The organism is Amycolatopsis circi, assembly GCF_003385235.1.
GTDB lineage: Bacteria > Actinomycetota > Actinomycetes > Mycobacteriales > Pseudonocardiaceae > Amycolatopsis > Amycolatopsis circi.
The window spans coordinates 21,748-47,460 of record NZ_PQIA01000072.1; the positions used below are offsets into that span (position 1 = coordinate 21,748).

The following is a 25,713-nucleotide window of genomic DNA, read 5'->3' on the forward strand; positions in this document are numbered from 1 at the left end:
TGCGCTGTCCGTGAGGGGAACCCTGAGGGACTCTGATTCCCTCAGGGTTCCCCTCACGGACACGAGCAAACGGCCACGAGGGCACGGATCGGCATGCTGAAGCCGCACGGCCTCCCTCGACCCGGCGGCCCCGCTGGTGATCGCGTCCGCGCGAGCCGCCGAACAGGGCTGGCGAAGCACTAGTCCACTGTGGAGGCTTTCCGCAGTCCGAAGAACGCCGCGACCACCACCGCGAGCCCGATCACATACGCGAGCACCAGCAACCCGACGCGTCCGCTGAAATTGCCGCCCACCGGCGGAAGCACGAGAGAGAACACCGCGACGAGCGTGATCAGCACGGACCGCACGCGTCCGGCGGGCAGCGACGCGGCAAGCGGAACCGCCGCCCACAGCAGGTACCACGGCTGCACGACCGGCCCGAAAATCACGACCGCGCTCAGCAACAGCCCGAGAGAGCGGACCGCGTCGATCCGGCCGGTCCACTGACGTTGCAGCACCACGACGATCCCGGCCGCGGTGAGCACGTATCCGATGATCTTGCCGACTCCGATCATCGTCTGCGTGATGTGCGCGCCGAACAGCGAACCGATGCCGCCGACGAGGAAGCCGAACCAGTTCGTGGGCGCCATCCAGCTGTTGACCTCCCCCGAGGTCGTCAGCGCCGACACCCAGCTGAAACCGATCCCGGTCGCCAGCGACACCGCCGCAGACACCGCTACGAAGACAACGACCATCCCCGCGCCGGCGAGCAGGAATTCGCCGATCTTGCCTCGGCGACGCGCGATCGCCGTCCCGACCGCAGCCAGCGCGACCAGCGCGGGCACCTTCACCTCGGCACCGAGCGCGATCAGCAGCACCCCGCCGGCGAGCGGCCACCAGCGAATCCGGTCGCCCAGCGCTTCCAGAGCGACCGCCACGCCCGCGACCATCAGGCCGACCATCAGGGCGTCGTTGTGCATACCGGCGACCACGTGCCACAGAACGAGCGGGTTCAGCACGCCCAGCCACAACGCGACCCGCGGCGACGCACCCGCCGCAGTCGCCAAACGCGGCACCGCCCACGCGATCAGCACGAGCCCGGCCACTTCGACCAGCCGGTGCAGCGCGACGCCGACGATCGGATTCCCGCCGGACACCTGCGCGATGACCCGCTCGACCGCACCGAACAGCGGCCCGTACGGCGACGGCGTCTCGCGCCAGTAAACGCTGACCCGGCCGACGATGTCCGACGCCGATCCCAGCGCCTGCTGCGGGCCGACGGCGTTGAGATCGAACCCGTGCGCGGCCACCGCACCCTGCGCGAGATAGCTGAAAACGTCCCCGCTGAACAACGGCGGCACGACGAGCAATGGCCCGCACCACAACGCGAGCGTCCACTTCAGCCAGCCCGCGTCGGGGGTGTCCGAGGCGAGCACGCGCCCGCCGAGCAGCGCCCACGCGAGCACGACCAGGCCGACCCCGGCGATGCCGCCCGCGAACGGCAGCACCCCGGACATCCCGGCGGCCCCGGCGTACACCGCGACGGCCAGCAGCAGCACCCCGCCGAAACCGGTCCAGCGCAGGCTCGCCGCGGACGCGAAGCTGAAGAACCGCACGGGCCGCGAGAGCGTGACCGGCTGACTACTCATCGAAGACCTGCGCAGCACATGCGGCGATCGTAGTAGCCGCCGGGGCTTTCGGTCCGTGAAGGGCTCCTTGAGGGAATCAGATTCCCTCAAGGAGCCCTTCACGGACCACACCCGAACTGGCGTCCACAAAGGACTTGGTCAGTTCTGGTCCCGGGTGATCACGCCGCAGGCGAACCGGGAGCCGGCGTCGCCGGTCGCCTTGGTTTTTTCGTCCGGCACCGGTGCGCTGGGATCGTTGCGGACGGCGTAGCGGTCGGCGGGAATGTTCGCGAAATTGTCGGACTTCGAGTGCACGATGATCGAAGTCCCGTTAGGACCGAACAACTGGTCCAAGGTGAAGGTGTCCAGCACGAACTTCGTATACCCGCGTCCGTTCGGCTGCACGAGCACCGACGGAAGCTGTCCGATGGGCAGCCCGGTATGCGGGTCCATCGGCATCAGGTGGCCGCCCGCCGCGGTGAACGGGTTTTTCGGGTCGCCGACGGTGCAGTTTCCCTTTTCGTGGACGTGCATGCCGTGGAAACCGGGCGTGAAGTGACCAGTGAGGTACACCTCGACCCAGACGGCGTTCGCACGGCTGTCGGCGGTGAACCACGCGGAGCCGACCTTGTCGCCTTTTGCGTCCTTCAGCGTGGCGGAGGCGGAGTCGCCGTCGCGGTAAGCCGCCCCGGCCGGTTGCCGGGCCGTTTCGGGCGACTGCTGGCCGCTTTGGCTGCTGGCCGCTGGCGCCACGCCAATGACCAGTGCGCAGGCACCCAACGCGCCTGCCACCCACTTATTTCTGCGCACGGTATCTCCCTGAGGGCACTGGTGATCTATGACCGATCCAGAATCGTGCCTCGCCTTCCCGGTTACCAGGGGCCAGATGGAACTAACCGAGTCCTGCGCGCGGCGGAATGTCCATCTTTCGCCGCCTCCGCGGTCAGGAAGAATGCTCGGCAATCAGCCGCTTCACCGTCTCGTACACCGGTTTCGCGGAATAGTCGTCCCGCAGCAGTCCGAACCGATTCTCTCGCGGACCGCTCGACAACCCGTCCCGCAGCCCGAAAATCTCGTACGTGTCGACCCCGATCTCAGAAGCCAGCCCGAACACCGTGCGCGCGACGGATTCCATCACCTGAACCTGCTTTTCCTCCGAATTCTCCGGCCCGGTCGGCCAACCGGTCTCGGTGATGTGAATCGGCACCCCTGAGGGGATCCCGATCGCCGACGCGGACTCGCGAAACGACCGCACCATGTGGGTCACCGCACCGATCAATGCATCGGCAGGCACTGGACGGAAAACATCCGGGAAAAAGTCCAAGCCCAGGAAATGAATACAACTCAGCACTTCCGGGTCTACCGCCGAGCGCACCGCCTCCCAGAACGGATCACCAGGCAGCGCGACCGCCGCGTTGAACCCAATCGCCACGTCGACCCCGAGCCGCGCCCGCTCGTCCAACGCCGCGGCAAGCCCGGCACCGAGCGCTTCGTAACAACCAGGACTGCCGCCGTCCAGCGGCGCGGCCACGTTGACCTCCTCGCAGACCTGCAATTTCCCGCCGCCCAACTCGGCGACCTCGCGCACGGCAGCGCGCACCGCATCGGCGAATCCGTGCGGATCGACCTCCGGACTCCCGTAGCCGAGCACGTAGTCGACCACCCGCCCGTCGCCGAGGTACGGCACCGCGTCAGGCGGCGTCGGCTCGTGCGGGCCCCGGTAGTTGCGATAGCACCGCACGTAGAACCGTTCCGTGCCCTTCGCCAAGTCCCGCAACGCGTCCGCAGTCCGTTCGACGTCCTCCGGCGGCGCGTCGATGAAGGTTTCCAACCGCACCAGATCCGAGCTGACGACGCCGGGCCACACGCCAAAGGTGATCATGACCATCCCTCTTCAGTAGTCGTATACGAGCAACGTACTCGTATACGACTAGCGTGCGCTACCCTGGTCCGGTGCCGACGAACGCTCTCGACAATCCGCTAGTGCTGCCGATGCTGGGCTTGCTCGTGGAAACCCCGCGCCACCAGTACGCGCTCCTGCGCGAACTCCGCACGCGCTATCCGTTCCTGAACCCGAAGACGTCGACCGTGTACACGCTGGTCGGCACACTGACCCGGCACGGGCTCGTCGCACCGGACGACGAAGGCGACCCGCAGCCGGTGCGGCTGACCGAGGAAGGCCTCGCCGATTTCCGCGAGCGGATCGAACGGCAACTGCGCGACGCCGACCCCAACCTCGACTCCCGGTTCCTGATCGCGCTGGCGTACCTCGGCGCGCTGCCGCCGGCGCGCGCGGTGACCCTGCTGCGCGACCGGGCCGAACGAGTCCGGGACCAGAATCGCGAGCTTTCCACGACGCTCGATAACGCCGATTTGCCGGAAATGCAGATGATCGAGGTGCATTTCCTGGTTTCCCGGCTCCGGCACGACGCGGTGTGGCTCGCCCGCACTGCGGACCGGATCGAGAGCGGAGACCTCGTCCCGCCCCGGTGAGCACAGCTTTCATCGTGATTTCATCGCCGCCCCCTACCGTGCGCGAGTGCCCGGCGGCAGCTCGCCGGGCAAAGGCGAAGGCGGGGGTATGACCGGAGAATCCGGATCGGTGGTCGACGCCGCGTCGGCCGGGGTGGAGAACCTGGCGGACTCGGCGCTCGCGGGACTCGACAAGGCAGGACCGGTGGGCGACCTGGCGCGGCCGGTGGTGTCCGCGCTGCGCAACGTGTGGGAGGGCTACTTCGGGGCCCCGGTCCCGCCCGGCAGCACCAACTGGAATGCCTACACGCACCAGCAGCTGTACCAGATGCTGTGGGAGAAGGCCGACGTCGGCGACGTCAGCACGGTCGCCGCGGAATGGCAGCGGCACGGTTCGGAAATGCGCACGCACGCCGATTCGCTCAAATCGCAGCAGGGGACGCTGCACGAGAACTGGAGCGGACAGGCCGCCGAACGCGCGTCCGGACGGCTGGGTTCGCTCGGCGACCGCGCGTCCGGGATCGGCGACCGCGCCGGAACCGTCGGCGGCGCGGCCCAGAACGCGGGCGATTCGCTCGCCGTAGCGCGCAACACCATGCCGAAGCCGCCAGGCGACCCGACTGGGGGCGCAGTCGCCGCCGCGGCGGCCGGAGCGGGTGCGGGCGCGGTCATCGGCGGAATCCTCGGGGCCGGAGCGGGCGGGATCGGAGCCGGCCCCGGTGCGTTGATGGGCGCGGCGATCGGCGCGGTCGCGGGCGGCGGGGCGAGCCTGTTCGCCTCGAATGTCGCGGCCGCGGAGCAGAAAGCCGAAGCGGTACACGTGATGCAGCGCTACGAAGCCAGCCTGCACAGGAGTTCGCACGCCATCAATCCGCCGCCCGCCGGGGCGACGACCGCGGATTCCTACGGCGCGGACGAGTCGACCAGCGCGTCGAGCTACGTCGGTCCGCTCGGCGGAGCCGGATCCGGCGCGGGCAGCGGAATGCCGTGGGGCGCGCTGACCACGGCGGCCCCGGTCGAATCGGGCCTGTCCGCCGGGCTTCGTTCCGCGCTCGGCATGGAGGGCGCGATGCTCGCCCGCAACGCCGCGATGGCGGAGATGGCCGCCGCTCGCGCGGCCGGCGGCAACGGCATGATGCCCGGCCGCGGCGCGGGCGCCTCGCAGGAGGAGGAAGAGGAGCACAAGAACAAGATGCCGGTGCTCGACCAGCCGCTCCTGCACCCCGAGGACAAGACCATCAGCCCGGTGATCGGGCTGTGATCGGCAAGAAAGACAGGAGCACCCGATGACCGGCCACGAGGTCGCCCCGAACGCGCTGGACCGCCAGGTCGCGGCGCTGGGCAGACTCGGCGAGCAGACCGGGGAACTCGTCGGTTCGGCGGGACGGCTCGCCGACCGGCTCCCGCAGCTCGGCACCGCGCCGCCCGCGCTGCACCTGGCGCAGCGGCTGCGCGAGGCCGCCGGGCACGCCGGGCTCACCGGCGAACTGGGCGCGGCCGACACTGAACTGACTGGGTTCCACGAGGCGCTGCAGGCAGGCATCCGGCGCTATCAGGAGCACGAATCCGGGGTGCAGCAAGCGTTTCAGCGGCTCGAACGGCAAGCCGAATGACCGCCGTACTGCCCCGCGCCGGTGACGAGACTGTCCATATCGGACTTGTCGAGGCCGACCTGCTGGCCGCGCACGCCGGGGCGAGCTGGCCGTTTCCGCTGCAGGTCCCGTCTTATGGCCGGATCGAGGGCGAACGCGAGATCCTGTTCGCCACTGCCGGACAGGCGTTGCAGGCACGCGGGCTCGCCGACGACTCCGGGCCGGACGGCCTCGCCGCGGAAGCCGTGACCGCACTGCGCGAACGCCGCGGCATCGTTGATTTGGTGGTGGCGGACGCCGAGGGGGCGACCGCCGTCACCGCACTCGTCTATCGGTCCTCAGCGCTGATCTGCCGACAGCGACTCGAGGCCGACACGCTGTCGGTGCGCCGCGTAGACGAGACCGCGCTGGTGGACGCCGTGCTCGCGGAAATTCCGCAGGTGGAGGCGGCCCGCACGATGCCGGTCACACTGCCCGCACACGCGGTCAAGGAGGCAATGGCGCTCACCGACGACGAGGACGACGTCTCCCGCGCCCACCGGCTTCGCGATCTGGTCCGCGACAGCGGCGGCGACCCGGCGGCGCTGGACAGTCTCGTCGGCCTGGTCGTCCCGCTGACCGGCCGCGGCCAGCTCGGCGCGACCCGCGACGGGCGCACCCGGGAGGGCCGCGAACTGTCCTGGATGGACGGTCCGCGCGGCCGCGTCCGGATCAACCCCGCGCGCGACGGCTGGCTCAGCGTGAACTCGCTGCGCCAGGCCGACCTGCGCTTCGCCCTCGGCGAGCTGGCCACCGCCGCGCGGCGGCCGCGATGACCGCACCGAACCCGACCGGAGGACCTTCCGTGCCGATCCAAGACTCGGCGGCCTGGCTCGCCGACTACCAGAAAAACCTGTCCCGGATGCAGGCCAACGCCGAGGCCGCGAGCGCGAGCCTCAGCCGCGTCGGCGGACGGGCCGCGTCTCCGCGCGGCGAGGTCGAAGTCGAGGTGGGCCCGAGCGGCGCACTGACCGACCTGCGGCTGAGCCCCGCCGCCCGAGCACTCGAAGCCGACGCGCTAGCCCGGCTCATCCTCGCGACCGTCCACGACGCGCACCGCCAGGCTGGCGCGCAGGTCGTGGACATCATGACCGACTACGTCGGCGACGGCCCAGCCCTCCAGCTGGTCCGCGACAACCTGCCGGTCGAGGCCGCTCCTGCCGCGCCGCGCCAAGAGGACGACTACTTCGCAAACCCGGGGATCATCTCGTGACCGCGGGCTTCGAGGTCGACCCCGCGCAGCTGCGGCGACACGCGGCGACTGTTGGCGATCTTGCCGACCGCCTCGGCAATGTTGTTCGCAGCGCCCCGTCCGGACTCGGCGACCAGGCACTCGGCGTCTTCGTGCAGTTCCTCACCGCGGGCCTGCAGTCGGCGGTCGGCAAGACCAACGACGCCGTCTCGCATGCATCGTCCACTGTGGACAAAGTGAGCGCGAACCTGACCCAGGCGGCGGAAAGCTACGAACGCCGCGACCAGGGCAACGCTGCTTCGCTGCCGGGGAAGGAGCTTCCGTGACCGACTCCAGCCAGTTGCTGGCAGACCTGAAAACCACCACGCAGGCGGTCGAAAACCACGACTGGGTGTCCGCGGGACTCGGTGGCGCCACCACCGCGCTCGACCTGCTCGGCGCGTCGCAGGACCCGCTCGCCGCGCTGACGTCGGCCGGGTTCGGCATGATCACCGAGCTGGTGCGGTTCCTGGAAGAACCGCTGAAACAGTTGCAGGGCAACCCGGATTCGGTGTCGTCGCACTCGCAGGGCATGGAAGGCGGCGGCCAGCAGGTGTCGTCCGTCGCGGACGATTACCGGCAGTCGGCAGGGCCGGAAACGTCGGGCTGGAGCGGTTCTTCGGCTTCCAGCTACCGCGACAACAGTTCGCAGCACGCGGACTGCGTCGAGGCAGTCGGCCAGGCGGGCATCGCGATGGCGAAGGCGGCTACTGGGGCCGGGAAGGTGGTCGCGAAGGCCCAGCAGGAGGTCGGCGGGCTCATTTCGGAGGCCGTCGGGCAGATTATCCAGCTGATGACGCAAGCGTTCGCCGCGGCGCAGGCGACGTTCGGCGCGAGCATCGCGGCGGCGATCCCGCAGGCGGTGGCGATCGCTACCCAGTACGGCGGGCAGATCGCGCAGAAGCTCGGGGTTTTGCTTTCGGATTCGGACAATCTGCTGCAGCTGATCACCTCGGTGACTCAGGGGCTGGAGGCGGCAACACAGCTGATGACGAAGCTGAGCGAGGCTTCGAAGAGCGGTTCCGGGGAGGATTCCAGCTCTTCGGATTCTTCGCAGACTTCGTCGCGGTATCCGTCGTCTTCGCAGTACTCCAACTCGTCAGGCTCGCAGTACTCGGATTCCTCGGACTCGGATCCGGACTCGTCGGATTCCCAGTACCCGGGCCAGAGCCGCCCGCGGACTCCGGTCAGCTCGGCCCAGCAGAGCTGACGAGTTCGACCTCGAAGCCGTCGTCGTTCTGCAGGTACGCGGCATAGTGCTCCGCGCCGCCCGCATGGGGATGTTTCTCCGGAAACATCAGCTGCCACCCGTGCCGGGCGGCGTCGGCGGCCAGCCGCTCGACCGTCGCGGCGTCCTCGACGTGAAAAGCGAGGTGGTTCAGCCCCGGTCGACACCGATCGTGCCGCTCCGCAGTCAGCGCCGGGGATTGCTCGACCACGAGATACGTCGGCCCGAGCCGCCAGCTGCGTCCGGCCTCCCAGTTCTGGAACAGCTGATATCCCAGCTCTTCCAGCAGCCATCCCAGCGACGCGACCGCGCGGGCGAGGTCCGGCACCCACAACTCGACATGGTGCAGGGTCCCGTGTTCACTCACGAGGGACCCCGGTCCGAGCTGAGCACCACCCGCAGTTCCCGGTCCAGCTCCGCCCCCGGCTCGACATCCAAATCCGTCCGCAATCGCTCCCGCATCCGCCGATGGACCGCCAGCGCGTCCGCCCGTCGGCCGCCGCCATGGAGCGCCCGCATCAGCAGCACCGCCAACGGCTCCCGATGCGGATGCACCGCCAGCAGCGCCGACAGCTCGTGCACCACGTCGTCGGTCCGCCCCAGCTTCAGCTGCAGCACGGCCTTCTCCTGCACCAACGTCAACCGCCGCTCGGTCAGGCGCAGGCGCTCCCCCTCGACGAACGGGCCCGGCAACCCGGCCAGCGGCTCGCCGTGGAACAGGGCCAGCGCACCGGCGTAAGCATCGACCGCGGCCGCCGGATCGCCGCCGTGGGTGGCGGTGGCGGCTTCCGAGATCCGGTCGGTCAGCTCGGTGACGTCCAGCCGCACCCGCTCCCGGGCGAAGCGGTATCCGCCGCGATCGCTGCCGATGACCGAGTCTTCCGTTCGTTCACCGACCGCACGCAGGCATTTCCGCAGCCGGTGCACGTAGACCGGCACCACCCGGCCTCCGGTGCCCGGCGGTTCCAGCCCCCATACGCCGTCGAGCAACTCCCCCGGGCTGACCGTCTCGCCGGGGCGCAGGACCAGTGCCGCCAACAACGCCTGTTGCCGCACCGGGCCCAGGTCGAGCAGGTTCGGTCCCCGCCAAGCCCGCAACGGGCCGAGGACGCTGAACCGCAACGAGTCCGGCCCGGCCGGAGCCGGTGCCGCGCCAGGGGTGACCAGGCCGTGGTCGAAGGCGTAAACGATCGCCGCCGCCCGGTCGCGGAGGCGGAGTTTCACACACAGCCGCTCGAAATGCGCCTCGACCGTGCTCGCGGAAATCCCCAGCGTTCCGGCGATTTCCGCGTCCGTCAAACCCCGCGCCACCGCCGTCAGCACATCCAGTTCGCGCGGCGTCAACAACCCGGACGGCATCGTCGGGCGATCGGAAGCCGCCGCGCGGTAAGTCGTGAGCACGCGTCCGGTGACCGCCGGGTCGAGCCACGCCTCGCCCATCGCGACCGCTCGCACCGCGCGGATCAGGTCCTCCGCCGGAGAATCCTTCAACACGTATCCGACCGCGCCCGCCCGCAGCACTCCGGCGAGCAGCTCGTCGTCATCGAACGTCGTCAACGCGAGCACCGGCGGGCGCGAGCCGGACGCACGCAGCCGCCGCGTCGCTTCGATGCCGTCGACGCGCTTCATCCGCAGGTCCATCACCACGACATCGACCTCGCCGGCCGCTTCGAGCGCGGCCGGGACCTCGTCACCGTCCGAGCACTCCCCCACCACCACGAATCCGTCGCGGCGGCGCAGGATCAACCGCAGCCCGGACCGCACCAATTCCTGGTCGTCGACGAGCAGTACCCGCATTTCCTCCGACGCTGCGGTCACGACGCGGCCTCGCGGGCCAGCGGCACCGTCACGGCGACGACCCACTCGCCGCCAGCAGGCCCGGCCGTCAGCCGCGCGCCAAGCTGGTCCGCGCGCGCCGTCATACCCGCCAACCCCGAGCCGCCCGAGTTGCGCGCGGCACCGTTGTGTCCATTGCGGACAGTCAGCCGGGCGTCCGCGGCGTCGATCTCCAGCCGTACCAACGCCTTCTCCGCCGGGGCATGTTTGACCACGTTCGCCAGCGACTCCTGGACGATCCGGTAGAGCCCCAGCCCCACCGTGGTGTCGACCGCGGTCACGTCGCCCTCCAGTTCGTACTCCGCGACCAGCCCGGCCGCGCACGTCTCGGCCACCAGGTCCGCGATGTCGCCCGCACCGGGCAACGGCCGCGTTCCCGACGACTCCTGTGCGAGCAATCCAACCGTGCGCCGGATATCGGCCATCGCCGACCGTCCGATCCGCTCCGCCTCGGTGAGCGCCGCGACGGCTTCGTCGATGTCCCGATCCGTGCGCAACCCGTGCCGCGCGCCCGTGACGTGCAGCAACGTGATGCTCAGCGAATGCGCGACGACGTCGTGCACCTCGCGCGCGATCCGCTGCCGCTCGCCGAGCCGCGCCTGTTCGCGCACGGCTTCCTGCTTGCCGCGCTCGGCGTCCAGCGCGCGCACGTACCAGCGCAGCATGAACCCGGCGGCCGTCCCGACCAGCACCGCGAGCAGGTACACCGGAAACCCGACCAAACCGACGGTCAGCGCGGCCGTCCCGAGCACCGCGACCGCCCCTCCGGCGGCCGCGAACGCGACCCGCGCCGATGCGATGGCCCCCAGCTCCCCGGCGAGCACGGCCAACGGCACCGGCGCGAAGTCCGGCACGACCGGATAGGCCAGCAGCAGCCCGATCCCGGCGAGCATCCCGAGCGCCTTCAGCCACGACGGCGCGAGCCGCCCGGTGCACGCGAACAGCAGCGTCGACGACGTGGCCAGCAGAAACCCGGCGATCGCGACCGGCAGCGCGGGCCCGACCCGCTGCCCGACCGCGACGATCAGCCCGATCACCGTGAACGCCGTCGTCCACATCGGGACCCACCAGGGCAGCGTGAGCCCGGACCGGGCCAGGCCGTCCGCCAGTCGGCTCCGCAGCCGGTCCCTCACTGTCTCCCACACGGGGTCCAGCCTAGAAAACCGCGTCGGAAGCCGCCGGGCGCACCGGCGATACCATGCCGCGTGCGCTTCGCTCGGCTCCTTCTTCTGCTGGCACTGCTGCCCCTCACCGCGTGCGCGACCGGCAAGGACGCGGCCGGCCGGTCCGACACCTTCGAATTCGTCTCGCCGGGCGGGCAGACGACCATCCACTATCCCGTGCCGCAGCGCAAAAAGGTAGCGAACCTCAAAGGCCAGAGCCTGCGCGAGCCAGGCAAGGACATCTCGCTGGCCGATTACTCCGGCAAAGTCGTCCTGCTCAACCTCTGGGGCGCCTGGTGCGGCCCGTGCCGCGCCGAATCGCGCACCCTGCAGGCTATCGCGGACTCCGGCCGGGGCCGCGGGATCCGGGTGCTCGGCCTCAACGTCCGCGACAACCCGAAGTACGCCGCCGACTTCGTCAAGGACCTCAAGCTCGGCTACGAATCGATCTTCGACCCGTCCGGCCGGGTCGCGCTGCAGCTGCGCGGCCTCCCGCTGGCCGCGGTGCCGATCTCGCTCGTCGTGGACAAGCAGCAACGGGTCGCGGCGGTCTATCTCGGCGCGGTCCTGCGCACCGACGTCCAGCCCACCCTGGACCGCGTGCTCGCCGAGTAGACCGGCCAAGGTCCAGACCGTTCGGGCGGCGTGCGCCTACCATGGGCGGATGACCGCGAGTGGCTACAACCGCCGGGAACGTCCCGCCAAGCCCGCGCTGAGCCGCGAAGGCATCGTCGCGGCCGCTCTCGACGTCGTGCGCCGCGAAGGGGCCGAGCGCGTCACCATGCGGCGGCTCGCGAAGGAACTGGACACCGGTCCGGCCTCGCTCTACGTCTACGTCCGCGACACCGACGAACTCCACGCCGCGGTGCTGGACGAACTTCTCGGCGAAGTCCCCAGGGCAGCCGAAGGAGACTGGCGGAGTCGCTTGTGGACAGTCGTGTCGACCTACCGCGACGTCCTGTACGCCCACCCCGGGCTCGCCCGCGTCGCGCTCGTCACCCCGTTGAACGGGCCGAACTACCTCGCGATCGTCGACACCGTGCTCGGCCTGCTCGCCGAAGCCGGGGTGCCGTCCGGCCCCGCCGCGTGGACGGTCGACCTGCTACTGCTCGTCGCCACCGCCAGCGCGGTCGAGCACAGCACCCGCAAGGACCGCCCGGACGCCGAACGGCAGCACGACGCGCTCGCCGAAACCGTCCGCGGCCTCTCGCCCGAAACGCATCCGAACATCGTCGCGGCGAGCGAGAACCTGTTCTCCGGCAACGCGGACACGCGTTCCCGATGGGCGATCGACGCGCTCCTCAACGGCGCGCGCACGACCCCGCTGCCCGACTGACTGGTTCAGACCACCGCCGGTTTGCTCAGCCGCGATCCGCAACGTCCGTGAGGGGAACCCTGAGGGACTCTGAGTCCCTCAGGGTTCCCCTCACGGACATCCGCACCGCGGACCGCCGACACCGCACCCGCTGCCGAGAAACCGCACCGCGAGCACAAGGCCTTCCCCAAGAGTCCATAATGGACTAGTACGCCGGAATAGCGGCGTTAACGGGCGTAATGTCCGCTTGATCGATCCTCTCCATTTCCGGCAGTTGATGCGCTCCCTCCTTTCGTAGGTTCCCGGAAAATTTCCGCCGATCTACCTTTGCAGTGGTCGGATCCACCTCTCCACCCTTTCCGCTTTCTTTTTCTGCATGTCCAAAGGAGTACCAGGATGCAGATCGGAAAAACGTCCGCACTCGTTTCCCTGCTCGCCGCGGCCGGCCTGGCCGCGGCGATGGGCGCGGCTCCTGCCGCCACCGCCGCCGCCCAGCACCACCCGCAGCACCTCAAGCACGGCCTGGGGCTGAACGTCGCCGGGCTGAAGGCCTCGCAGGCCAGGATGCACGCCCACGCGCACTCCGCGCTCCCCGTGCACCCGCGCACCACCGCCGAACTGCCCTCCAGCGGCGACCTCACCCAGTACACCAACGCCCCCGGCGACCAGGGCCAGGTCGGCGCGTGCGTCACCTGGGCCACCGGATACACCGGCTACGGCGTCCTGATGAACGAGCAGGGCATCACCGGCGGCCCGATGGCCCCGATGTTCATTTACTCCCAGATCGCCCAAGGAAACGACCAGGGCACCTGGGCGAGCGTCGCGCTGCCGATGGAACAGCAGCAGGGCATCGACACCAAATCCGACTACTGGCAGGGCGATTTCGACTACACCACTCAGCCCGACCAGAACGAAAAAGCGAATGCCGCGCACTACAAGCTGTCCGGCTACACGCAATTGTCGACGAGCGGCGACGCGGCGCGGAACGACATCGAGAACGCCATTTCCCAGGGCGAGCCGGTCGCGATCGGGTTCAACGTGCACCAGAGCTTCATGAACCTCGACTCCTCGACCGCGAGCGACTACTCGTACATGCCCGGCGACTCGAGCAGCGACCCGGTCGTCGGCGGGCACGAGGTGACCATCGTGGCCTACAACGACCAGGGCGTGAAGATCGAGAACAGCTGGGGATCCGGCTGGGGCGCAAGCGGTTTCGTGACCGTGCCGTGGTCGTTCTTCAGCACCGGCGACGTCGACGAGGTCAACGCGATGGGCAAGCTCGTCCAGAGCTGACCCAGCGCGGTTTGAAACCGGCGACAAAAAAGGGGCTCCTTGCGGGAATTCCCGCAAGGAGCCCTTTCTCCGATCAGCCGATCAGGAAACTCAGACCAGGTCGTACCGGTCGTTGTTCATGACCTTGTGCCACGCGGCGACGAAGTCGCGGACGAACTTCTCCTTGGCGTCGTCGCTGCCGTACACCTCGGCGACGGCGCGCAGTTCGGAGTTCGAGCCGAACACCAGGTCGTTGCGGGTGCCGGTCCACTTGACCTCGCCGGTGGCGAGATCGCGGGCTTCGAAGGACTCCGCGTTCGGGCCCTCGCCGTCGGCCGGCTTCCACTCGGTGCCCATGTCGAGCAGGTTGACGAAGAAGTCGTTCGTCAGCGTGCCCGGCCGGTCGGTCAGCACGCCCTGAGCCGAGTTCTGGTAGTTCGCGCCCAGCACTCGCAGGCCGCCGACCAGCACGGTCATCTCCGGCGCGCTCAGGTTGAGCAGGTTCGCCTTGTCCACCAGCAGGTACTCCGACGGCAGCGGGATGGCCTTGCCGCGGTAGTTGCGGAACCCGTCGGCCTTCGGCTCGAGCGGCGCGAACGAGTCCGCGTCGGTCTGCTCCTGCGTCGCGTCGGTGCGGCCCGGCGTGAACGGGACGGTGACGCTGACGCCGCCGTCCTTCGCCGCCTTCTCCACGCCCGCCACGCCGGCCAGCACGATCAGGTCGGCGAGCGAGATCTTCTTGCCGCCGGTCTGCGCGCTGTTGAAGGCTTCCTGGACGCCCTCGAGCGTGCGCAGCACCTGAGCCAGCTCGTCGGGCTCGTTGACCTCCCAGCCGCGCTGCGGCTCGAGGCGGATGCGGGCACCGTTCGCGCCGCCGCGCTTGTCGCTGTGCCGGTAGGTCGACGCCGACGCCCACGCGGTGGACACCAGCTGCGCGACCGAAAGGCCGGACTCGAGGATCTTCGCCTTGAGGTCCGCGACGTCCGCGTCGTCGACCAGCTCGTGGTCGACGGCCGGGATCGGGTCCTGCCAGATCAGTTCCTCCTGCGGCACCAGCGGGCCGAGGTAGCGCTGGATCGGGCCCATGTCGCGGTGGGTGAGCTTGTACCAGGCGCGGGCGAAGGCGTCCGCGAACTGGTCCGGGTTCTCGTAGAACCGGCGCGAGATGGGCTCGTAGACCGGGTCGAAGCGCAGCGCCAGGTCGGTGGTCAGCATGCTCGGCGCCCGGTTGAGGTCACCGGTCTCCGGGTCCGGCACGGTGTTCGCGGCGGCGTTGTTCTTCGGCTTCCACTGGTGCGCGCCCGCCGGGCTCTTGGTCAGCTCCCACTCGTAGGTGAAGAGGTTGTGGAAGAACCAGTTGCTCCACTTCGTGGGAGTGGGGGTCCAGGTGACCTCCAGCCCGCTCGTGACGGCGTCCCGGCCCTTGCCGCTGCCGAAGCTGTTCTTCCAGCCGAGGCCCATCTGCTCGATCGAGGCGCCTTCCGGCTCCGGGCCCACGTGCACGTCCGCGTCGGCCGCGCCGTGCGTCTTGCCGAAGGTGTGCCCGCCCGCGATCAGCGCGACGGTCTCCTCGTCGTTCATCGCCATCCGGCCGAACGTCTCGCGGATGTCGCGCGCCGCGGCGATCGGGTCCGGGTTGCCGTTCGGGCCTTCCGGGTTCACGTAGATGAGCCCCATCTGGACCGCGGCCAGCGGGTTCTCCAGCTGGCGGTCGCCGGAATAGCGCTCGTCGCCGAGCCAGGTGCGCTCCGGGCCCCAGTAGACGTCCTCGTCCGGCTCCCACACGTCGGCGCGGCCGCCGGCGAAGCCGAAGGTCTTGAAGCCCATGGTCTCGAGCGCGCGGTTGCCCGCGAAGACCATCAGGTCCGCCCACGAGATCTTCTTGCCGTACTTCTTCTTGACCGGCCACAGCAGGCGGCGCGCCTTGTCGAGGTTCCCGTTGTCCGGCCAGCTGTTCAGCGGCGCGAACCGCTGCTGCCCGGCACCGGCCCCGCCGCGGCCGTCGTCGATCCGGTAAGTGCCCGCGCTGTGCCAGGCCATCCGGATGAACAACGGGCCGTAGTTGCCGAAGTCGGCGGGCCACCAGTCCTGCGAGTCGGTGAGCACCGCGTCGACGTCGCGGGCGACCTCGTCGAGGTCGAGGCTCTGGAACTCCTTGGCGTAGTCGAAGCCGTCGTCCATCGGGTCCGCCACGGCGGGATGCTTCCGGAGGATCTTCAGGTTGAGCTGGTTCGGCCACCAGTCGCGGCTGCTGCCGCCCTCGGTCGGGTGCGCGAAGCGGCCCGTGCGGACCGGGCACCCGCCAGCGGTCTCCTCGTTCATCTCGCCGACTTCGGCGTTCGGGGTGTCAGACACGGGAATCCTTCCGGAAATCAGAATCAGTTTGCTGCCGTCGAACAGGCGGGGCATCGGCCCCAGTAGACGACCTCGGCCTCGTCGATGACGAAACCGTGTGCTTCGGAAGCGGTCAGGCAAGGTGCTTCCCCGACCGCGCAGTCGACGTCCTCGATGGCACCGCACGAGCGGCACACGACGTGGTGGTGGTTGTCCCCGACCCGGGCCTCGTACCGCGCGACCGAACCGGGCGGCTGGATGCGCCGCAGCAGCCCCGCCTCGGTCAGCGCGCGCAGCACGTCGTAAACGGCCTGGTGGGAAACCTCGCCGAGATCCGCGCGCACCATGCCGATCACGGATTCGGTGTCCGCGTGCGCGTTGGCGTGCACCGCGGAGAGCACGGCCACCCGAGGGCGCGTGATCCGCAACTGCACTCCGCGCAGCAGCTGCTCGAAGTCCGTGGTCGTCGGCATGCCCGCGAGTCTGCCGGATTTTCTGGAATGAATCAAGAATCTGTCACCCACACCGGGTGTCCTCCTCCTGGCGGTCGCTTGACAGCCGGGGAGGTCTACGGTGAGTAGGCCAAAGAGACGTCCGACACATCCGAGGTGACGCCAGAAATGACCGAGGCCGTCGAATCGCCCAGTTCGCACCCGGTCGGGGTCGATATCACGCGAGCGAGCATTGCCCGGGTGTACGACGCCGCGCTGAACGGCACGAACAACTACGAGATCGACCGCAGGGTGCTCGCCCAGGTCGCGACGGTGGCCCCGGAGGTCGCCGACCTCGCCTGGGCCAACCGCAACTTCCTCATCCGCGCCTGCCGGTTCCTCGCCACCCAGGGCAAGGTCACCCAGTATCTCGACTGCGGCTCCGGCCTGCCCACCGCGGAGAACACGCACCAGGTCGTGCAGCGGATCATCCCGGAAGCCCGCGTGCTGTACGTGGACAACGACCCGGTGGTCCTCGCGCACGGGCGCGCGCTGCTCGAGGAGAACGAGAACACCCGCTTCGTCGACGCGGACATCTTCAAGCCCGAGCAGATCCTGCAGAACGAGACCGCGCGCGAGTTCCTCGACTGGACCAAGCCGATCGCGTTGCTGCACAACGGAACCCTGCACCACTACCTCGGCGACGACTACGCGGAGATGATGCGGACCTACGTGGACGCGCTGCCGTCCGGGTCGTTCGTCGTCATCGCGCACTTCCTCGACCCCGAGACGCCCGAGCACAGCGAGATCGCCCGCCGGATGGAGGACAAGTTCACGCACAGCCCGATGGGCAGCGGCGTCTTCCGCACGTGGGAGCAGATCGGGCGGATGTTCGGCGGCACCGAACTGGTCGACCCGGGCCTGGTGCTGTGCGAGGACTGGTGGCCGGACGGCCCGCGCTACCAGCCGCTGAACCAGGTCCAGGAGTGCATCGCGGGCGCGGTCGGCCGGAAGGCCTGACGCTCTCGTCCGAAAGTCTGTGAAGGGCCCCTTGAGGGAATCTGATTCCCTCAAGGGGCCCTTCACGGTCAGTCGAGGGTGCGGTAGTCCAGGTCGGACAACGGAGAATCCGGGTTGAGCGCCACGCCGACCGTGCGCAGGGTGTCGTCGAGGATCGACCAGACCCAGCGGGCGAGCAGCTGGCGCAGGTCGTCGCGGTCGATGCCGCGCGGGGCCTCGAGCCAGTGCGCGGTGCTGGATTCGACCAGCCCGACCAGTCCGTACGCGATGGTCTCGCCGACCCGCTGGTCCGCGCCGAACAGGCCGAGGTAGTACTCGAACAGCACGGTCAGCTGCCGGGCGATCGCGGTTTTGAAGTCCGCGACGACGTCGCGCGGCCCGGTCACCGACTGCCGCATCAGATATTGGTAAAGCTCGCGATGTTCGGAAAGCCATTCGATATGCGCGCCGATCGTCGCGTGCACCATGTCGCGCGGAGTTCCGGAAACTCCCCACAGCGGGGAGAATTGCGCGCCGATCATTTCCGCCGCGCGCAACGCGATCGCGCGCTGCAGATCCGCGGTGTCGGCGAAATGCTTGTAAATGCGCGTGCGAGCGACGCCGGCCTCGTCGGCGATCTGCTCGGTGGACACCTCCGGCCCGAACCGGGCGATCGCGCGCATCCCGGCTTCCACGAACTCCCGGCGCCGGCGTTCCCGCTGCCCTGCCCACCGGGTGGCCCGCCCGTCGGGCGGAGTACCTGAGGACGTCATCCGCGCGAGTGTATCGCCGGGTCACATATCGGATACGGCACTGTACCTGTTACTTTGGGTATAGAGGGATGACTGTCAGTGGTCGGGTCTGCCTCGATGCAGCGGTCGTGTTCACGGCGGCAGTTGCTTCGATGTGACCCAGATCATGGACCGGGAGTGCGTCATCGATCCGAGGGGAGCAAGTCGCGTCGATGAAGCGAGCGTCGCCCACAAGGGTGGCGTGCAGGGAGGAACACATGGACGGCGAACAGCACCGGCCCGAACTGTCCACCGGCCACCGGGTCACCTACCTGGTCGGCCAGCGCACCGGCAGGCGGCAATTGTGCAGGCGCGGGGTGGTCAGCGGAGCCCCGGTCATCGACGACGCGACCGCGGTCACCTGGGTCCCGGTCCAGGTCGACGGCCAGGCGAGAGACGCGGATCCGCAGTGGATCGCGGCCGACGCGATCATCGACGTGGTGAGCGCGTCGTGAGCGCCGAACAGGCCGTGGCCACCCCGATTTTCGACGGCGTGGTCGCCGAGGCCGGGCTGGACTGGTCCGAAGAGGACGTTCCGGCCGGCGGCAAGAGCGGCACGGACGAGACCAAGAAGGCGGGCTCGGGCAAGTAGCCGCCGGCCCTGTCGCCGCACCGGCTCTCCGGTGCGGCGCTCGCGCGCGTCCGCACCCGGCGCGACGACGCGATTAGGCCACTTCCGTGTCACCGGTTCGCACCTTCGAGACTGCACTCGTCCGGGTGAACTGGGCGACGCCGAAGGTCGGTGAATGCGGGGCATTTCGCCCTGGGCCGGTCGATCCATGCCGCGTATCGCCAGATCCTCACGAATTCATCCAGCGTTACGCAAAAGATCAACGACGCGCTTCCTCCAAATACCGCAGCACCGCGGTGACCCGTCGATCCGCGCGGTCGTCCGGAGCCAAATCCAGTTTCGCGAAAATGCTGCGGATGTGTTTGTGCACCGCGCCCTCCGTCACCACTAACCGTTCGGCGATCGCGCCGTTTCCCAATCCCTCCGCCATCAACGCCAGCACATCGCGTTCCCGCGGGCTGAGCCGTTCCAGTCCGGAATCCGCGCGCGTCCGGGTCAGCAATTGCGCCACCACTTCCGGATCGATGGCCGTCCCGCCGTCGGCCACCCGGTTCAGCGCTTCCATGAACTCCGTGACCCGCCCGACGCGTTCCTTCAGCAGATACCCGAGCCGCGCGCTGCCGATGCCGAGGAGATCCGTCGCGAAGGCCTGCTCGACATACGCCGACAGCACGAGCACCGCCAGCCCCGGACGCCGACGGCGAGCTTCGACGGCCGCGACGATGCCCTCGTCGGTGTGCGTCGGCGGCATCCGGACGTCCACGACCGCGATGTCCGGCTCGTGTTTGTCCACTGCGGCAAGGAAATCTGTCGGGTTGTCGGTGGTCGCGACGACGTCCAGGCCTTCCGCGCGCAGCAGGAGCGCGAGTCCTTCGCGCAGCAACGGGTCGTCCTCGGCGATCACAATCCGCATGGCAGGCTCACAGTCAGAGTGGTCGGTCCGCCGGCGGGGCTCGCCAGCGCGAAAGTTCCGTCGAGCGCCTCGATCCGACGGCGCATCCCGCCGAGCCCCGAGCCGCCGGTTTCGACCGCGCCGCCGCGGCCGTCGTCGGTGATCCGAAGGTGGAGCACGTCGTCCTGCCGCCGCAACACCACCTCGACCCGGCGGGCACCGCTGTGCTTGGCGACATTCGTGAGCGCCTCGGCGACCACGAAATACACCGACGCCTCCACCGAAACGGCGTACCGGCCAGGCAGGTCGGCGTCGATCGTGCACGGCACTGGACAGTCCGCGGCGAGCGCGGTCAAGGCGTCGGCGAGGCTCCGGTCCGCGAGCACGGGCGGCAGGATACTGCGCACCACCGCCCGCAATTCGGCGAGCGCGGCCTCGGTGGCGTCCTGCGCGCGGCCAAGGATTTCGTCGACGTCTTCCGAGCCTCGTGCGGCTGCCCGGCGAGCCGCACCGACCAGGACGTTCACCGCGACCAGCCGGTTTTGCGTGCCGTCATGCAGCGCACGTTCGATGCGGCGGAGTTCGGTGGAATGCGCGTCGAGCGCGGCGGCTCGGGTGGCGGTGAGGTGGGCGATCCGGAGCGTGACGTCTGCGTCCGAGCCCGCGGGCAGCAGCCGTCGACCGGGCAACGCCTGCAGCCGCGCCATGGCCGGCAGCAGCGCGACCGACAGGAACGCCCACGCGACGCCGAGCAGCGACACCGGAAGCGCTTCCGCGAGGCTGTGCACCGGCCAGCCGAGCGATGCCGTCGCGTCGTCCGGCGGGAGCAAGTACCAGTAGAGCGGGAAAAGCCCGTCCCGCGCGGTGTTGAGCACGATCGTCAACGCGATGAAGCCGAGCAGCAGGCCCGCCACGCCGTGCACCGCGACCCACAGCAGTTCGCGTTGCACCGTCCGGTCCCGCAACGCCGCACCGAGCCGATCGGGCCCCGGGCCGGGGCTGATGACGTCCGGTTTCATCGCGGTGAGCCGGATCCGCTCCCGGTCGGCGACCGCGTGCACGACGCTCAACATCGGCCGCGCCAGCAGCAAACCGACGCCGACCAGGCACAGCAAGGCGACCGTGCCCACGCCGAGCAGCACCAGCAACGCCAGCACCGAGGTCCCGATCCCGCCGACGAGGTGTTCCAAGGCGTCAAGCGCGGCCCGAACGCGCACAGTCCACGGCCGAGGCCGCGGTTCGCCTGCGGTTGCCATCGCACCTCCTACGCCGCCGAACCCTAGCCGAGAAATCCGCCCCGTTGCTGCCGTGAAGCGCGAAAGTACAGCCTGCTGTACCTCAATCCTCCCGCGCACGGGATCGTTATGGCGAGCCCCGATTCGTAGCGTTTGCGGCATGACGAAATCACCTCCGCGACCAAGCGCCCGGCCATTGCTGTGGGGCGTGCTGGTGCTGAGCGCCGCAGCCAACGCCGTCACGTCGGCCCTCGGCGTCAACCTTGTGCTGAGCACCGTTTTCGGCGTCGTCACCCTCGCCGCGGGCATCGCCCTCATCGCCAACTACCGCACCCGCCACTGAACCCGACCGTCCACAACGGACTAACGAAGGACGACCGCCATGACCACCCTGCGCGCCTTCGTCGCACGCCGCCCGATCACAACTTTCTTCACCCTTGCCATCGCCCTGAGCTGGCTCGCGTGGCTCCCGTACGTGCTCTCGGACAACGGCCTCGGCATAGTCCACTTCGGATTCCCGCCGGTACTCGGCACGACGCAAATCCTGGGCATGCTCCCCGGCGCTTACCTCGGCCCGATCTTCTCCGCGTTCCTCGTCACCGCACTCGCCGAAGGCCGTCCCGGGCTGCGCGCGTGGGTCGGCCGGTTGCTGCGCTGGCGGGTGAACTGGCGCTGGTACGCACTCGCCCTCTTCGCGGTCCCGGTCATGCTGACGCTCTCCAGTCTGCCGTTCGCCGGAGCGTTCCGGATCCCCGCCGCGTCGCTGATCCTGGTGTGGGTCTTGGGTTTTGTCCTGCAGGTGCTCACCACCGGCCTCGCCGAAGAGCCGGGCTGGCGCGATTTCGCCCTGCCGCATTTGCAGCCGAAGTACGGTCCGTTGCGCGGCACGTTGATCCTCGGTCCTCTGTGGGGCGTCTGGCATCTGCCGTTGTTCTTCACCGAATGGGGCCACTGGCCGAACGTGACAGTCTGGTCGGTGCTGGAGTTCGTCGCGACCGCCATCGCGATCAGCTTCGTGATGACGTGGGTGTTCAATCGCACCGGCGAAAGCCTGCCGATCGCGCTGCTGCTGCACGCCGGGATCAACAACTACCTGTCCGTCGCCTGGGCAGAGCTATTCCCCAGCGCGGACCCGAAACTCGCCGAACATCTGCTGTTCGCCGCGTTCGCCGCCGCCGCGCTGATCGTGCTCGCGGCGACCAAGGGCCGTCTCGGCTATCCGCTCCCGGCGCGGGAACTCCAGGCGGTTCAGTAGTAGATCTGGCCGGGGACGCCGCCGCCGACCGCGATGGCGTCCCCGTTGATCGCGACGCTGCGCGGAGACGCCAGGAACGCCACCACGTCCGCCACCTCAGCCGCCGTCACCAACCGCCCGATGCTCACCCCGACGGTAAGCCCCTTTTCCAGCTCTGCCACCGAAATCCCGCGCGCCGCAGCGATCTCGGAGAACTTCTCCGGCGTCCGCTCGGTCACCGTGTATCCCGGATGCACGACCGTCACGGTGATGCCCTGCGGCCCCAGCTCGTCGGCGAGATTCTTGGTCATCGCCGCGACCGCGACGTTGCGAATCGACCCGAACGTCGAACCGGCCAGCCGCGCGTTGAGCCCGCTGACGTTCACGATCCGGCCCCAGCCCCGCTCCCGCATCCCCGGCGCGAGCGCACGGGCGCAGCGCAGGTAGCCGAGCACCTTGGTCTCGATCTCGAGGCGCAGGTCGTCGTCGCGCAGGTCTTCGAGCGGCGTCCGGACCCCGCTAGACGCCGGAGCCGCGCAGTTGACCAAGACGTCCGCCGCGCCGAACTCCGCCTTGACCTGCTCCGCCATCGCCGTGACCGCAGCGTCGTCAGTGGTGTCGGCGGGAATCGCGACGACCTTCGTGCCGTGGCTGCCGACGCTCTCCACCGCCGAGTCGAGGGCTTCGGCGTCCCGGGCCACGAGCGCGAGATCAGCACCCTCCGCCGCGAGCACCTCGGCGACCGCCAGCCCAATCCCGCGATTGGCCCCCGTGACGACCGCGCACTTGCCCTGCAGACCGAGATCCACGATTTCCCCTAAGCGTTAACGACGCCGACGAGGCTTACCGCGCCCGCCGGACTTGGGCACGTTCCGCCGACGAGCCGGTTCGCGCTGCTGCGGCGGCGGCTTCTTCTTCGCCGGAGCCGCCTTACCCGTCTTGGACTGCGTTTCCTGCTGCCCGCGGGTGCTGTTCACCGTGCGCCCGCGAACGATGCCGATGAACTGCTCCACGAGGTCGCTGGTCTCGCCCTCCGGCCAGGACAACGCGACCCGAGATTGCAGCGCGTCGTCGACCGGCCGGTACGTGAGGTCACGACGATGGTGCAACCGAGCCAGCGACTGCGGCACCAGCAGCACACCGACGCCCGCAGCCACCAGCTCGATCGCGTCCGCCGTCGTCTCCGGCCGCTCGAGCGCGGGCTTGCCGGGCAGTTCGTCCCAGCCGAGCGTGTCGTCGAGCGGATGCAGGACGAGTTCGTCCGCGAGGTCCGCAATGGACACCTCGTCGGCCGCCGCGACCAGGTGATCCTTGGGAACGATGACGACCGTGGTCTCGGTGTAGAGCGGGATCGCGTGCAGACCCTCGCGGTCCTCGGACAACCGCAGCAACGCCGCGTCCGCGCGCCCCTCGCGCACCGTTTCGGGTGCGTCGGCAGCGGTGACCGCGACCAGGTCAAGCGGCACTTCGGGATTGCGTTCGCCCCAGATCCGGACCCACTTCGCGGGGGTCGCACCCGGAACGTAGGCGAGCCGGAACGCCGAGGTCTGGTCGGCTCCTGTCACGTGGCAAGGCTACCGGCGCGGGGGTGCCGGTTACGCTGGTGGGCATGACGGCGCAGAAGACCCCCCAGACCATGAAGCCGGCGACGGCAGCGAAGAAGCTGGGCGTCTACCTCGAAGCCACCCCCGCAGAGTTCCGCGCGGGCGCCGTCTCGCGCGACGAACTGAACGCCCTGCAGACCGACCCGCCAGAATGGCTGCGCGACCTGCGCCGCAACGGCCCGCACCCGCGCCCGGTAGTGGCAGCGAAACTGGGAATCTCCATCGGCGGCCTGGCCCGAGGCGGCGTCACCGAAGCCCTGACGACGGACCAGATCGAGGCCCTGAAGGCCGACAACCCCACCTGGCTGCAACGCGAACGCGAAACGCAAGCCGACGTCCGCCGCGAAGCCGCCCGCCTGAACGCGGAAAAGACGGAGTAGCAGTCCACTTCAGACCCTATGCCGGGAACCTCAAGTCCGTGAGGGGAACCTTCACGGACTCTGATTCCCTCAGGGTTCCCCTCACGGCCCTCCGCCCGATCGTGAGGGCCACCTTCACGGACGCAGCTTCCCCAGCAGCTCCTCACGCCCGCGATAGGTCCGTGAGGGGCCCCTTCACGGACCCAGATTCCAATGCCAGGGACTTAAGGCGGCGCTGTGGGCGCGGTTCGAAGTGCCTGTCCTGGTCGTGGGGGTGGCACAGGGTTTGCTGTCCGTGAGGGGAACCCTGAGGGACTCAGAGTCCCTCAGGGTTCCCCTCACGGACGCGCGGAAGCGGCTAAGTGGGCATAGTTCGGGCATTTCGGCGAAAGTGACGTCCTTTGAGGACGGTCGGTAGGCGTGAGGCCACGCCGCTTAAGTCCCTGGCATTGGACCCAGATTCCCTCAAGGAGCCCTTCACGGACGCAGCTTCCCCAAGCAGCTCCGCACGCCCGCGATAGGTCCGTGAGGGGCCCCTTCACGGACCCAGACTCCCTCAAGGGGCCCTTCACGGACCACCCGACCACCGCACCAACGCACCGGCGCACCCAACTATCGAGGCACCCAGCCCCTCCCCCGCACCCCGATACGAAGCCTTCCCTGCGGTCTTGGGGTGCTTGTCAAGGCATCTTTCCCGCCTTGACAAGCACCCCAAGACCGTCAGCACAATCAGCTTCGGGGTGCCCCACGCAACCCCCACGGCAATGTCGCCGCCAGGCGACGAGCCGAACCCCGCAACGACCTACTCAGCAGCCATCCTCTCCCGAAGAGAACGAGGCCGCATATCCGTCCACACCTCGTCGACATGCCGCATGCACTCCTCCCGACTCCCCCGGGTCCCGTCCGCCCGCCACCCGGCCGGAACCTCCTTGTCCGCGGGCCAAAGCGAATACTGCTCCTCGTCATTAACCAAAACCTGAAACACAGCGTCGTCATTCATCAGAAAATCCCTTCCTCCGTCACTGACCAGAAGTCTCTTCAAGCTCCGGAACCCGAGGCGCAGCAGGCAACCCTCGCAAAGTCCGGCTGCACGTAGTCAACAAAGTCACCACCGCAATAGACCCAGTACAAGCCAACACAGCAGACACCGCAGGCAACGCCTCAACCAACCACCCACCCAACGCAGGCCCGGCAGCAGCAGCCAACCCACCAGTCACCCCGAGCACTCCCCCGAGCCGCCCCCGCAACCCGTCCGGAGTGGACAGCAACTGATAAGTAGCAATAGCAGTATTAGCAGCAGGCGGCAAAAACGCAATAGCCGCGAACAACGCCCCCATCACATACCCATTATGGACGAACACCGCAAGCGGCGTCAGCACGGTCAACGCCCAAAACACCCCGATGACCAGCCCATACGCACTAAGCCACCGATGCAGATACGGCGCGGCCAACGACCCGAGAATCCCCCCGGCCCCCAGCATCGCCGCCATCACCCCGATCTCCCCGGC

General features: G+C 69.0%; 31 protein-coding genes. 16 read left to right on the forward strand and 15 right to left on the reverse strand.

What is annotated here, in order from left to right; all coding sequences use genetic code 11:
* Positions 1–179: 179 nt before the first annotated feature.
* From mptB to D0D37_RS27130, 3 genes are all read right to left on the reverse strand, one after another.
* Positions 180–1,628, reverse strand: a complete 1,449-nt coding sequence (gene mptB, locus D0D37_RS27120; protein ID WP_116203429.1) for a polyprenol phosphomannose-dependent alpha 1,6 mannosyltransferase MptB — start codon at positions 1,626–1,628, stop codon at positions 180–182.
* Positions 1,629–1,766: 138 nt separating this feature from the next.
* Entirely contained in the window at positions 1,767–2,417 is a 651-nt protein-coding gene (locus D0D37_RS27125) for a superoxide dismutase family protein (protein ID WP_162834494.1), read from the reverse strand.
* Between the two features lie 133 nt (positions 2,418–2,550).
* Positions 2,551–3,489 (reverse strand): hypothetical protein, encoded by a 939-nt coding sequence (locus tag D0D37_RS27130; RefSeq protein WP_116203455.1) that lies wholly within the window; start codon positions 3,487–3,489, stop codon positions 2,551–2,553.
* Between the two features lie 71 nt (positions 3,490–3,560).
* Here D0D37_RS27130 and D0D37_RS27135 point away from each other — a divergent pair, with 71 nt between their 5' ends.
* The 7 genes from D0D37_RS27135 to D0D37_RS27165 all read left to right on the forward strand — a co-directional run bounded on the left by D0D37_RS27135 (position 3,561) and on the right by D0D37_RS27165 (position 8,151).
* Positions 3,561–4,100, forward strand: a complete 540-nt coding sequence (locus D0D37_RS27135) for a PadR family transcriptional regulator (protein ID WP_208720163.1) — start codon at positions 3,561–3,563, stop codon at positions 4,098–4,100.
* A gap of 88 nt (positions 4,101–4,188) precedes the next feature.
* A complete protein-coding gene (locus D0D37_RS27140; RefSeq protein ID WP_116203432.1) occupies positions 4,189–5,340 on the forward strand; it encodes a WXG100 family type VII secretion target in 1,152 nt (383 codons plus the stop codon).
* Positions 5,341–5,365: 25 nt separating this feature from the next.
* Complete coding sequence (locus D0D37_RS27145; protein WP_116203433.1) at positions 5,366–5,692, forward strand: hypothetical protein; 327 nt, start codon at positions 5,366–5,368, stop codon at positions 5,690–5,692.
* Positions 5,689–6,486: an ESX secretion-associated protein EspG gene (locus D0D37_RS27150; protein WP_116203434.1), complete on the forward strand. Its 798-nt coding sequence runs from the start codon at positions 5,689–5,691 to the stop codon at positions 6,484–6,486. The genes D0D37_RS27145 and D0D37_RS27150 overlap by 4 nt, the downstream gene beginning before the upstream one ends.
* A 29-nt stretch (positions 6,487–6,515) precedes the next feature.
* The gene (locus tag D0D37_RS27155; protein ID WP_312872147.1) at positions 6,516–6,923 is read left to right on the forward strand and encodes a YbaB/EbfC family nucleoid-associated protein; all 408 of its coding nucleotides are present in this window, start codon (positions 6,516–6,518) and stop codon (positions 6,921–6,923) included.
* Positions 6,920–7,228: a type VII secretion target gene (locus tag D0D37_RS27160; RefSeq protein WP_116203436.1), complete on the forward strand. Its 309-nt coding sequence runs from the start codon at positions 6,920–6,922 to the stop codon at positions 7,226–7,228. The genes D0D37_RS27155 and D0D37_RS27160 overlap by 4 nt, the downstream gene beginning before the upstream one ends.
* Positions 7,225–8,151 carry a hypothetical protein gene (locus D0D37_RS27165; protein ID WP_116203437.1) on the forward strand — a complete coding sequence of 309 codons (927 nt, stop codon included), beginning with the start codon at positions 7,225–7,227 and terminating at the stop codon, positions 8,149–8,151. Before D0D37_RS27160 ends, D0D37_RS27165 begins: the two co-directional genes overlap by 4 nt.
* Here D0D37_RS27165 and D0D37_RS27170 read toward each other — a convergent pair.
* From D0D37_RS27170 to D0D37_RS27180, 3 genes are read right to left on the reverse strand one after another with little or no spacing between them, the layout of a single operon-like run.
* Positions 8,129–8,536, reverse strand: coding sequence for a VOC family protein (locus tag D0D37_RS27170; protein WP_116203438.1), 408 nt, complete (start codon positions 8,534–8,536; stop codon positions 8,129–8,131). The two genes, D0D37_RS27165 and D0D37_RS27170, sit on opposite strands and share 23 nt — an antisense overlap.
* Complete coding sequence (locus tag D0D37_RS27175; RefSeq protein WP_116203439.1) at positions 8,533–9,987, reverse strand: BTAD domain-containing putative transcriptional regulator; 1,455 nt, start codon at positions 9,985–9,987, stop codon at positions 8,533–8,535. The genes D0D37_RS27170 and D0D37_RS27175 overlap by 4 nt, the downstream gene beginning before the upstream one ends.
* Positions 9,984–11,150, reverse strand: coding sequence for a sensor histidine kinase (locus D0D37_RS27180; RefSeq protein ID WP_116203440.1), 1,167 nt, complete (start codon positions 11,148–11,150; stop codon positions 9,984–9,986). Before D0D37_RS27180 ends, D0D37_RS27175 begins: the two co-directional genes overlap by 4 nt.
* 60 nt (positions 11,151–11,210) lie before the next feature.
* On the opposite strand from D0D37_RS27180, the gene D0D37_RS27185 reads away from it, so the two are divergent.
* The 3 genes from D0D37_RS27185 to D0D37_RS27195 all read left to right on the forward strand — a co-directional run bounded on the left by D0D37_RS27185 (position 11,211) and on the right by D0D37_RS27195 (position 13,776).
* Positions 11,211–11,783, forward strand: a complete 573-nt coding sequence (locus D0D37_RS27185; RefSeq protein ID WP_116203441.1) for a TlpA family protein disulfide reductase — start codon at positions 11,211–11,213, stop codon at positions 11,781–11,783.
* A 49-nt stretch (positions 11,784–11,832) separates the two neighbouring features.
* Entirely contained in the window at positions 11,833–12,504 is a 672-nt protein-coding gene (locus D0D37_RS27190; protein ID WP_116203442.1) for a TetR/AcrR family transcriptional regulator, read from the forward strand.
* Positions 12,505–12,879: 375 nt separating this feature from the next.
* On the forward strand, positions 12,880–13,776 hold the full coding sequence (locus D0D37_RS27195) for a C1 family peptidase (protein WP_208720164.1): 897 nt from the start codon (positions 12,880–12,882) through the stop codon (positions 13,774–13,776).
* A 90-nt stretch (positions 13,777–13,866) separates the two neighbouring features.
* Here D0D37_RS27195 and katG read toward each other — a convergent pair whose 3' ends face one another.
* Together katG and D0D37_RS27205 are read right to left on the reverse strand one after the other, a co-directional pair.
* A complete protein-coding gene (gene katG, locus D0D37_RS27200; protein WP_116203457.1) occupies positions 13,867–16,110 on the reverse strand; it encodes a catalase/peroxidase HPI in 2,244 nt (747 codons plus the stop codon).
* A 23-nt stretch (positions 16,111–16,133) separates the two neighbouring features.
* A complete protein-coding gene (locus D0D37_RS27205) occupies positions 16,134–16,562 on the reverse strand; it encodes a Fur family transcriptional regulator (protein ID WP_116203443.1) in 429 nt (142 codons plus the stop codon).
* A gap of 147 nt (positions 16,563–16,709) precedes the next feature.
* Here D0D37_RS27205 and D0D37_RS27210 point away from each other — a divergent pair, with 147 nt between their 5' ends.
* Positions 16,710–17,540, forward strand: coding sequence for an SAM-dependent methyltransferase (locus D0D37_RS27210; RefSeq protein WP_116203444.1), 831 nt, complete (start codon positions 16,710–16,712; stop codon positions 17,538–17,540).
* A gap of 68 nt (positions 17,541–17,608) precedes the next feature.
* Here the strand turns inward: D0D37_RS27210 and D0D37_RS27215 are convergent, their stop codons facing one another.
* Entirely contained in the window at positions 17,609–18,292 is a 684-nt protein-coding gene (locus tag D0D37_RS27215; protein WP_116203445.1) for a TetR/AcrR family transcriptional regulator, read from the reverse strand.
* 236 nt (positions 18,293–18,528) lie between these two features.
* Here D0D37_RS27215 and D0D37_RS27220 point away from each other — a divergent pair, with 236 nt between their 5' ends.
* Positions 18,529–18,765, forward strand: coding sequence for a hypothetical protein (locus tag D0D37_RS27220; RefSeq protein WP_208720165.1), 237 nt, complete (start codon positions 18,529–18,531; stop codon positions 18,763–18,765).
* A complete protein-coding gene (locus D0D37_RS46860; RefSeq protein ID WP_162834495.1) occupies positions 18,762–18,902 on the forward strand; it encodes a hypothetical protein in 141 nt (46 codons plus the stop codon). The genes D0D37_RS27220 and D0D37_RS46860 overlap by 4 nt, the downstream gene beginning before the upstream one ends.
* A 238-nt stretch (positions 18,903–19,140) precedes the next feature.
* Here the strand turns inward: D0D37_RS46860 and D0D37_RS27225 are convergent, their stop codons facing one another.
* Positions 19,141–19,794, reverse strand: a complete 654-nt coding sequence (locus D0D37_RS27225) for a response regulator (RefSeq protein WP_116203447.1) — start codon at positions 19,792–19,794, stop codon at positions 19,141–19,143.
* On the reverse strand, positions 19,782–21,029 hold the full coding sequence (locus D0D37_RS27230; RefSeq protein ID WP_116203448.1) for a sensor histidine kinase: 1,248 nt from the start codon (positions 21,027–21,029) through the stop codon (positions 19,782–19,784). The genes D0D37_RS27225 and D0D37_RS27230 overlap by 13 nt, the downstream gene beginning before the upstream one ends.
* A 139-nt stretch (positions 21,030–21,168) precedes the next feature.
* Here D0D37_RS27230 and D0D37_RS46865 point away from each other — a divergent pair, with 139 nt between their 5' ends.
* Complete coding sequence (locus tag D0D37_RS46865; RefSeq protein WP_162834496.1) at positions 21,169–21,351, forward strand: hypothetical protein; 183 nt, start codon at positions 21,169–21,171, stop codon at positions 21,349–21,351.
* 39 nt (positions 21,352–21,390) lie between these two features.
* Positions 21,391–22,263, forward strand: a complete 873-nt coding sequence (locus D0D37_RS27235) for a CPBP family intramembrane glutamic endopeptidase (RefSeq protein WP_116203449.1) — start codon at positions 21,391–21,393, stop codon at positions 22,261–22,263.
* Here D0D37_RS27235 and D0D37_RS27240 read toward each other — a convergent pair.
* Positions 22,257–23,051 (reverse strand): SDR family NAD(P)-dependent oxidoreductase, encoded by a 795-nt coding sequence (locus tag D0D37_RS27240; protein WP_116203450.1) that lies wholly within the window; start codon positions 23,049–23,051, stop codon positions 22,257–22,259. The two genes, D0D37_RS27235 and D0D37_RS27240, sit on opposite strands and share 7 nt — an antisense overlap.
* A 15-nt stretch (positions 23,052–23,066) precedes the next feature.
* Complete coding sequence (locus tag D0D37_RS27245) at positions 23,067–23,807, reverse strand: LysR family substrate-binding domain-containing protein (protein WP_116203451.1); 741 nt, start codon at positions 23,805–23,807, stop codon at positions 23,067–23,069.
* Positions 23,808–23,851: 44 nt separating this feature from the next.
* On the opposite strand from D0D37_RS27245, the gene D0D37_RS27250 reads away from it, so the two are divergent.
* Complete coding sequence (locus D0D37_RS27250) at positions 23,852–24,226, forward strand: DUF5997 family protein (protein WP_116203452.1); 375 nt, start codon at positions 23,852–23,854, stop codon at positions 24,224–24,226.
* A 781-nt stretch (positions 24,227–25,007) separates the two neighbouring features.
* Here D0D37_RS27250 and D0D37_RS27255 read toward each other — a convergent pair.
* A complete protein-coding gene (locus tag D0D37_RS27255; protein ID WP_116203453.1) occupies positions 25,008–25,205 on the reverse strand; it encodes an MbtH family protein in 198 nt (65 codons plus the stop codon).
* 19 nt (positions 25,206–25,224) lie between these two features.
* Positions 25,225–25,713: MFS transporter (locus D0D37_RS47500; protein WP_482746750.1), on the reverse strand; the 489-nt coding region annotated here is incomplete at its 5' end.